The sequence below is a fragment of the Spirosoma sp. 209 genome, assembly GCF_002006735.1.
GTDB lineage: Bacteria > Bacteroidota > Bacteroidia > Cytophagales > Spirosomataceae > Spirosoma > Spirosoma sordidisoli.
The window spans coordinates 1-8843 of the sequence record NZ_MVEC01000034.1 but is presented as its reverse complement, the minus strand read 5'-3'; the positions used below and the strand labels follow the sequence as shown (position 1 = coordinate 8843).

General features: G+C 49.6%; 8 protein-coding genes and 1 CRISPR repeat array. All 8 genes read right to left on the bottom strand.

Annotated features, from left to right (window positions below; all coding sequences use genetic code 11):
* Position 1 precedes the first annotated feature (1 nt).
* Positions 2 to 674: a CRISPR direct-repeat array (repeat unit 20 nt; unit sequence CCCGAAGGTCCGATTGATAC).
* Positions 675 to 893: 219 nt separating this feature from the next.
* Positions 894 to 1157 carry a CRISPR-associated endonuclease Cas2 gene (cas2, locus tag B1C80_RS27885; protein ID WP_077924498.1) on the bottom strand — a complete coding sequence of 88 codons (264 nt, stop codon included), beginning with the start codon at positions 1155 to 1157 and terminating at the stop codon, positions 894 to 896.
* A gap of 27 nt (positions 1158 to 1184) precedes the next feature.
* Complete coding sequence (cas1b, locus tag B1C80_RS27880; protein WP_077924497.1) at positions 1185 to 2270, bottom strand: type I-B CRISPR-associated endonuclease Cas1b; 1086 nt, start codon at positions 2268 to 2270, stop codon at positions 1185 to 1187.
* A 68-nt stretch (positions 2271 to 2338) separates the two neighbouring features.
* Positions 2339 to 2887 (bottom strand): CRISPR-associated protein Cas4, encoded by a 549-nt coding sequence (gene cas4 / locus B1C80_RS27875; RefSeq protein ID WP_077924496.1) that lies wholly within the window; start codon positions 2885 to 2887, stop codon positions 2339 to 2341.
* Complete coding sequence (locus tag B1C80_RS27870; protein ID WP_077924495.1) at positions 2887 to 3939, bottom strand: CRISPR-associated protein Cas7; 1053 nt, start codon at positions 3937 to 3939, stop codon at positions 2887 to 2889. Before B1C80_RS27870 ends, cas4 begins: the two co-directional genes overlap by 1 nt.
* Positions 3940 to 3950: 11 nt before the next feature.
* A complete protein-coding gene (locus B1C80_RS27865) occupies positions 3951 to 5297 on the bottom strand; it encodes a hypothetical protein (protein ID WP_077924494.1) in 1347 nt (448 codons plus the stop codon).
* A 1-nt stretch (position 5298) separates the two neighbouring features.
* Positions 5299 to 7494 (bottom strand): CRISPR-associated helicase/endonuclease Cas3, encoded by a 2196-nt coding sequence (locus B1C80_RS27860; RefSeq protein WP_077924493.1) that lies wholly within the window; start codon positions 7492 to 7494, stop codon positions 5299 to 5301.
* Entirely contained in the window at positions 7491 to 8057 is a 567-nt protein-coding gene (locus tag B1C80_RS27855) for a hypothetical protein (RefSeq protein ID WP_077924492.1), read from the bottom strand. Before B1C80_RS27855 ends, B1C80_RS27860 begins: the two co-directional genes overlap by 4 nt.
* Positions 8058 to 8071: 14 nt before the next feature.
* On the bottom strand, positions 8072 to 8843 hold a 772-nt coding region (gene cas6 / locus B1C80_RS27850; protein WP_236648957.1), incomplete at its 5' end, for a CRISPR-associated endoribonuclease Cas6.

Genomic DNA, 8843 nt, shown 5'->3' with positions numbered 1-8843 from the left:
ACCCGAAGGTCCGATTGATACGCCAAAACAAATACCGAAACAATCGCCGGTTATCATCTTTCAATACCCGAAGGTCCGATTGATACGAGTTTGCGGAGCTGGTTCAGACTCATCGTCACTTCCTTTCAATACCCGAAGGTCCGATTGATACGCCAAAACAAATACCGAAACAATCGCCGGTTATCATCTTTCAATACCCGAAGGTCCGATTGATACGAGTTTGCGGAGCTGGTTCAGACTCATCGTCACTTCCTTTCAATACCCGAAGGTCCGATTGATACTCAGAAACTTACCCCCGTTGCTGGTGGTCAGGCAGACTTTCAATACCCGAAGGTCCGATTGATACGCTGAGATCGAAGCCTGGTATTACCACGCGATACCAACTTTCAATACCCGAAGGTCCGATTGATACGCATCTACACCGAGTTAACCATCAACGGGGTGCACTACTTTCAATACCCGAAGGTCCGATTGATACTGGCCGAGGAACGGGGCTTGCGCGGCTTCTTCTCGCCTTTCAATACCCGAAGGTCCGATTGATACGCTCACTCACTAACCGTTGGTGAGCTTCTTCATTGATCTTTCAATACCCGAAGGTCCGATTGATACACCAAAGCACAGGCAGACCGCATTAGAAGGGCCGAACTTTCAATACCCGAAGGTCCGATTGATACCCTGCCATAAAAAAGCACTGCACGTGCTTCTAAAGGGGTTTTTAGACTTAAAAATAACACAAAAAAGCGTCAGCCTGAAGTACTGCCAAAAAAGCAGGGGGCTGACGACTTGATGAAAAGACCATTTACAGGCAGTACGGCTTGGTCTGTCTAATTGAGCATCCTAGAATAGGCCACGTTGATTCTAAAATAATTCCCCAGTTTCGACAGGCTGACGACTTATAAGAACCTTGTGCGGTTTACGTCATCGGTGCCGAGTGCAATACGTTCGACGTAGCGTTCGTCGCGAAACTGATAGAACACTACACCGTCATCGTCCTGCAAAAGCGCATCCGCTTCTAGCTGTAGCTGCTTTAACTGACCAACGGTTAGGTCACCTTCAAAGACAGAATTTTGTACCCAGGTCAGGTAGCGCCGGAATAACTTGAGCATTTTACCCACTCGCTTCTGGTTGACATCATAGACGGCAATACAAAACGGCATAATTCTAACGAGTTAGTATAAACGTTGTCACCACCACATGTGAAAACCCTGATAAGGATCGCCGACTGGATCGCACAAGTGACGCACGAGTTTGTAGCATTCGTGGCGAATAAGCCGCTCATAGGATACTTTCTTGTTCATGGTGCGGTGCTGAACGGTCTGGCTTAGGCGCTCATCCCAATGGCTAACCACAATTTTGCGTCCGGCCTCGGTTAAATAACAGCCACCCAGGTATTTCTCAAAATGCCGTGGATTCAACTCGCTCGTTTTTAGGAGCCGAAAAATCATCCGGTCCACCAGCAGGGGTTTAAAGACTTCAGCTAGATCCAGGGCCAGCGAAAATCGTCGGTCACCCAGTTCATGCAGATAGGCAATGGTTGGATCGAGAGCGGTACGATAAATCTGCCGCAGTACGGTCGAATAGCAGAGTGAGTTGCCGAATGAAATCAGGGCGTTCAACTCGTTGGAAGGTGGTCGTCGTTCGCGTTTGTTGAATGGAAACCGGGCCGCTACTTCCGGCCCCAGAAAGTGGGGCCAAAGTCGATAGTACCGATCCCGAATACGCCCTTCAACCGCCATCAGCGTGGGAATATCAACCGTCAGTGGTAGGGCTTCTCGATCTTTTTTCAGTTCCTTTAAGGTTGCATGCACGGCTGCTTGCTCCTCTCCTACCAACCTCGGTTGGTAATATTTGATTACGCGCTCAATGTTGAACAGAGCCGCTTCTACAAAAGCGCGGGCCAAAACCAGCCTTCGTTTTGCACTCAGATAATGCCGGGCCTGATCGACGCGTAACCGCCCCGACAACTGCCCCTCTCGCGGAAACAGGGTAGCCGTATAATTGCCGTAGTAGTCGTAGAAAAACGTCGGAATACCCTGCTGCCCCAGGAACGTGACGAGTTTGCTGTTGAGGTCGATTTCGCCGAACAGGTACAGACTATCGACGGCTTCGACGGGAAACGGGGATCGGGCACCGTCAGTCTCGGCGGAAGGCAACCCCTCGTCGTCAGGGGCATCATCAGGCAATCGCTCACCTGTTGTGCGCTCTAGGCATAGGGTATTGTGCTGGCGACGCAATCGGCCGCTTGAAAAAAGGTAGTGTGGTCGTTTCATAGTAGTGAATGAGTGCGTATGAACGCGTTACTTTTTTCGACCCCCTCGCTCCACTACGGCAGCTTGGTTCATCCATAGCAGAGTTCTTCAAAGGCGCATTTGGTGCAGAAAGATCGTTTGGCTAAACGCGGGGGTGGTATTTCCTGGTCGGCGATGGCCCGGATTGCCGACACGGTAGTGGCTAGTTCCGTGATATGTTCAGCATCCAGCGTGACAGGTTCTGTCCGGCGCAGTAACGGGTAATCCAGTTGACCGGTAAACGGATGTCCGTTGGAACGAGTTACGCCGTTGAGATAAAGCAGCCAAAGGTAAAACCGGACCTGCCAGCGGTGCGAATCCTCGCAGGCCCGACCTTTCTTGGTTTCGTGCAGCACACCGTTTTTAAGGTTCGTCCGGTCAATCTTACCAACCAGTTCCGTGCCATCAGGCGCTTCTGCGTCAATGGAGAGGTGCTTATTGTCGCGGCTGTAGCTGTGGTCGTCCAACAGACGACCGAGCGCCACGGCATCCGACTCCTGCTCCATCCAAAGCCCCCGCATCGACAGCCACGCCTTGCGGGGACAAAGGCGGTAATACCCCACTAGCATCCCACCGATGCGAGGGTTAAGGTTTGTCATCAGTTTTCGTAATTGTAAGCAGATAACAATTCGATTAGCCGTTGCTCCGCCTGTTCTAGTGCATCAACCGAACCGCTAACACCCGGCACATACCCTTTGCAAGCCAGAGAGGTAAATAAATCCACTCCATCAATAGGCTCAACAACTGGAATCGCCCGATAGCTATTGTCCCTATTTTGTTCAGCATCCAGGTCCGCTCGAATCGCTCCGGCAATGCGGCTGGCATTGTCGCTAATAGTAATGGCCAACATCGTTTGCGGACTGTAGGTACGCGCCTGATTGCTGGTAATATGCCAATTGACCAAAGCCGATGCCAAAGCTGGAATGATTTCCGTTCGGCGCTCGGCGGGAGCAATAAGCCGTTCGCCATCAGTGGAAGCTACCCAGCCAGCATTTCTCAGATTCTGTAATGAATCCGCTGTTAATTCTGGTTCATGTTGATTGACAGAAACACTGAACAATCGGTGTAAATCAATGGCAATATCAAAAACAAATAAACCGGTTGTTCGGGAATTATCTGGAATCCAATGTCGACGCGGCAATGTGCGGTGTTTTCTGGTTAGGTAATCATTAATCTGCTCCTCAGAAAGGGCTTCTCCGGCAGCGTTTATAACGCGTATTGGATTATTGTCTGGTCGGTCACTCCGGTCGAATGTCAAATTTTCGTTTGTCATGCTGACCAGCAATGGGTGCAATGGACGCATAGCTGAAATAGACAGTGGACTACGCCGTTTCAAGGTTACCACGCCAGGACGTGCCCGCATCCAACCTCCAATCAACTGATCGGCGTACGTTGGATCACAGGGTGACCATGGCTCTTTGTTTCCCAACTCGTCTTTGTTATTAATCTCGTAATTGAACGTCACAGGTGCCCGATTCTCTTCCAGCGTTTCGGAGAGCATATCAAGCAACGAGCGTTTTACCTGCTGGCCGCTTGAGTAAGAAACTCGTTTATTAAACGTCGGATCATAGTAGTTTTTCTGTCCATCCTGAACGGCAAAAACAGTATGTTCGGCTACTTTTAAGCCGCGTAGATAAAGGTAAGGCTTCATTTTTCGATTAGTTAGCTTTTTGATGTACTGGTGGTTAATTTGGCCTCTTCGACTGCGTATTTTAGCTTCAGAAGGGCAATAAAGAGCGGAATATCTGTTAGCGGCATGACCGCAATCGTACTGGCTATTTCGTTCAGCATTGGGTGCTGATTCGGCACTTTATCGATCAACTTGGCGAAACGCTCGATCAACTGCGGTCGGTTTGTGGTGTTGACAAGATCGTTGACGAGGTTGCTGCCCCCTGTCTTACCCCGCTTCGTCGGGTCGGATACCTGAGTCAACATAGCAGCCATTCGTTCGCTCAGTTCAAGCAATTTTTGGTTGTTTAACATGGCAATAATCCAGATTTGGTAAATGGTATAGGTAATTAGGATAGGATCTTTATCATCCTTTGGTGCCTTGAACGGCTTACCAGGCCCTTTTGAATTAGGCATATACTCGCCTAAACTGGCCGGTTCGAGTGCCTGGAGACCAATAACGCCCAGTTCACAAGCCTTCTGAAACCCGAGTTCGGTATTGTACAGATCGCCAAGCGCTTCTTCCTTAAATCCCCCCTGGCTTCCAATCAGTTGACTATACACATCACGCTCTACAACGACAACTTTGGGCAAGTCAATTGTCACGAATCCAATAGTTGTGTTCATTTGGCTCAACGAGTATACATACGTTGTTAACCGACGAGGAGCTTTACGCGCCAGGGCAAAAATGATGTTTATCCACTTCTGAGTTTCCAGACTTGCCCCGCCCGACGTTTTATCCGTTTTCACGTCCGGTGACTTTTCCTGAAAAGGACGCAGTGGATCAAATCGTCGGTTGAATACGGTTGTTATCCACCAGCCATTCCAGGTATTGATTTGATGTGGCTTTAAATTAGGAGTAGCGTTAAGATAGCTACGGTAAACTGGCCAACCATCGTATAGGGCTACTAATACTTCATCCGCATCCACCAGCACATTTAATCCTCCACTAACGCCAATTCCTAAGGCTGCCCCAATCCAGGAGGCGTATACTTCTTCGGGTGTGATCGGCAATTTAATGTCCGTTACTTGCCCCGACGTACCAGCAGTCAGTTCGGCAGCCGCCCCGCCCAAAAAGAAAGACCCATCGGGTGCATCGTTTTGGATTCGGTGATGTTGAGCCGCCAATACACTCGTCCGTACAGCTTCAGTAAGTGGCGTTTTTCCTTTCTGCTTGTACGCCTGATCAAACTTAGAGTTGTTAACGTGTTGCAGATAGCGGTCATCATTGAAGAAAAGTGGATAATAAACTTCATCAAAGAATTGTGGCACGGTGCGCGTTTTGCCGTCGCGGGCGTTGACCAGATCGATCAGCCGTCGACCAATGTAAGCGGTATACATATCAGAGAAAGTTGGTAAGGGGTGTGGCGTTATCTGATTCCTGTTTGGTAGGAAGTTGTAACCCTAATGGAATGCCATTCGCGTTGTAGAAGGCGTCACTGACGACCAGCGGATAACTACCAGCTTCGATTCGGGGCCAGGTACCAACGTACCGGGCAATGCTCTTCCAGGGTACCGGTATTTCAAGCTTCATGCGCTCGGCACCGTACGTTGATACGTAACGTTCCCGGTCCGATTCGAGGATGCAAACAGCTCCCTCTATTTCCAGCGCGTCGATTAATACCGACTTGGGGCGGTGGCATAATTCACGCAAGGGAGCTGTCTCACCAGTGGCTAAATGAACATCAATAGAGGGTACAGCAACTTCGCCATAGGCTTCATTGATCAGCCGCTGTAATTCTGTTTCCTTGAGTAAACCATCGGGTAGCAGTGCAAAGCTTCGCCGTACAACATCGGCATTGTACGGTCGAATTGCTTTATCCGACTCCGCCGGAGCAATGACGTGAACAGGCCTGTAGGTGCCAATCGTATCGAGCGTACGTCGGCGGTGGATTCGACCAAACCGCTGCACCATGCTATCCAGCGGAGCCGCGTCTGTCATTAACCGATCGAATGAAATGTCCAGACTTACTTCTACTACCTGCGTGGCAATTACCAGGCAAGGACCATTGCTTTGGTCGTAGACACTAATCTGCCTTTCCAGCTCTGAACGATCACGGCGTCGGTATCGGCTATGAACCAGCAGAATAGGCACATTTGGAAATGTTTCTTTAGCCCATAGATACCGTTCCTGTGCCAACTTAACCTGATTGGCCACAAACAGTACACGTTCCTGCTGCGCTAAAGCAGCCGTTACTGCATTTCTAGCTTCCGCTTCATCCTGTATCTTATAAACCTCGTGTCGATTAAAATCCTGAAGCGTTTTTTTATCCAGACGGACCTGATATACACGCCGGGGCCCGCCCAAGGACTTAATTAACTGTTTGGTTAGATCGTCTGGAATGGTAGCTGTACCGATATGCACCCGGCAGCCAAGCCGCACTAGGGCTTTAACCAGTTCGAGCACCATAGCTCGAGCCAGATCATCATATACGTGGGCTTCGTCCAGGATAATGTCGCACCCCGCTAAATCCAATGCTGCCGCTTCGTATCCACTTGTACCGAAGATGATTGAAGCCAACTGGTGGGGCGTTGTCACTTTAATACTAGCTCCCGGATTCCGTTGCAAAAACTGTTCTTCCTCTACCTTTTTCCCTTTCTCATTGTACAACAGAATGCGCGAAGCAGCGTGAACCCGTCGAACATCCGTTAGCTGAGCAGTGGATAAGCGTTTTCCATGTTTTTGATTAAGATCTTTGTCAAGCCGAAGGAGCATCGCGTTAATGGACGCCTGAAACGGCAGCGTATACACAACCCGTCCCCGACAGCGCCGTAACAGAAAGTCTGTTTTACCCGAGCCTGTGGGTGCTACCACAAACGTGTGCCGATTGCGTTTGTCCGCTGATAATTTCGACAGTGGGTGTAATTCAGATACCCGGCTGTAGTAACCAAGTTGTGGTCGTTTATAAAAACCCGACAACAGCGCTTTGGCCTCATGCATATATTCTGATGCAAAGTGATCAGCACTCATGAGTAAACCTCGCCACCGCGACCAGCCTGTTGGTCGATTATCACAATAATCAACCGCAAAATCAAAGGCTTCCCGGGCTTCTTCCCGACTAATGACTCGCGCCTTGATTTTGAATGCAGCGAGTATCGAATGAACCGTTACCGACCAAGTTTCCCACTCTTCGGCGTGTCGATCAAACGTCGCGTCCGATCCAATCCAATCAAGTGCTAAGTCAACCAGCCCCCGGCGTCGCACATCCGATGAAGCAGATTTGTGGTGAGCTGCTACCATCTCAATCAAGACAGGCCAGTCCGTTCGGTCAAATAACGGCAGGAACAGTAGTGATGAAATTTCGTGCCGATGTGGGTCTAATCGCTGTCGTTCCAGATCCGTTACTTCATTTCTGACGGTACGCTGAAAAAACGCATGTGCTTTGCCTAGATCATGCAGCACCGCTCCCAAGCGAGCTAATCTCGTGTTAAAGCCATACTCCCGTGCCATTTTCAAAATACAGTCGACCACGTGCTGGGTGTGTTGCAATAGTGTCAATCCCCCCTGTTCGGGGCTTTTTGCTAAGAGTTCCATCATTCGAGAGGATCAGCGCCAACGGGTCTACCAACAATCTTCACGGTGCCATACATCGGCTGATTCGCCTGAAAGCGGTCGTACCCGACCATAACCGCCGATGAGCCTTCACCAAACAGAAGCTCAAAACCGGGAATTTGGTCAAACTCGTCAATGGCTTGTGGTAGTACCAAGTCATCCGGCAGCAGTATGTCCTCGTTTCGGCATAAACAAATGTGTTGTTCAGCCGCCCGCTCAGCATCCTCTCGTGTCGAAAAGGCTAAATGCACTACAGGATTCAGCATAATGCCCCGGATCAGGATTGACTGCTCCCGGGTTGCCCGTTTCCGTTTGGCTTCGATAACAAAAGCCCTTGATTGCGTCCGTTCCTGTTGCTGATCAATTTTGGCATACGACAATCGATGCCGCAGGATCACCTCTACCCCTAGTTTTTGCCGAATGCCTTCAACAATGCTCGGCGTCAGAAACTGCTGACTAAACGTTCGTTCATCGCGCACCGCCGTCCAGGGTTTGATATAGCCGAACGGGCCGGTGTAACGAACAACGTAGTAAATTTCTTCGCTCATATTAGGTTATCGAATTAACGTAATGCGCCAAAACCACTGCCCGTTAATTCACCGAGTCCCACCGTCCAGGCAAAATGTAGTGTATCGGGCGTTCCCTCAACAATCACCGGACATTCACTTCCCCGATGATTAGTACCTTTAATAGCAATCTTTCGAGTACGGGCATTTTGGTAGGTACGGTCGAACGAAACTATGGCCCCGAGGTCAGCCCCAGAAAAACCAGCTGCTGTCAGTTTGCGCTGAAATGACAGCGTTAGTGCCTGGTCGGTAGCCGGATCATCCCAGAGTAGGTAGGCCCGCGAGCCATCAGGTCGTTTTTGGCGAATGACGATCGAGGAGCCGTCTGTTAGGAAATAATGATGGGAACGAAACGATGGTGGAGCTATCTCACGGATTTCAAAAATTCGCATACCAAAGCCTAACTCGGGTTGATCCAACATACCTTTCAGTAACTGCCGGGCTTTCTCATTATCGAAAAAAGAGATGTTCCAGGTGGCTCCTCTGGGGAAACGCAAGGAATCTTTACGGCTTTCGCCCCCTCGTAACCAGCCGAAGCTGTACAAACTTAAGCCATCGTGAATATCGTTCTGTCCCAGCCATTTGTGCAGCGCTCCGGTAAGTTGATGCAAATGATCAAATGGTACTGGCTGAGTAGTAGGTGTTAGTTGTAGTTGAAGGCGCATAAAGTTTAGAAGGTCGTTGTTTGCAGTTAATAGGCTATGTGGGTCAAAGGTGAATGACCATTCCGCCAGAAATTGACGGTTTGCAGAAAAAAATACCCGAAGG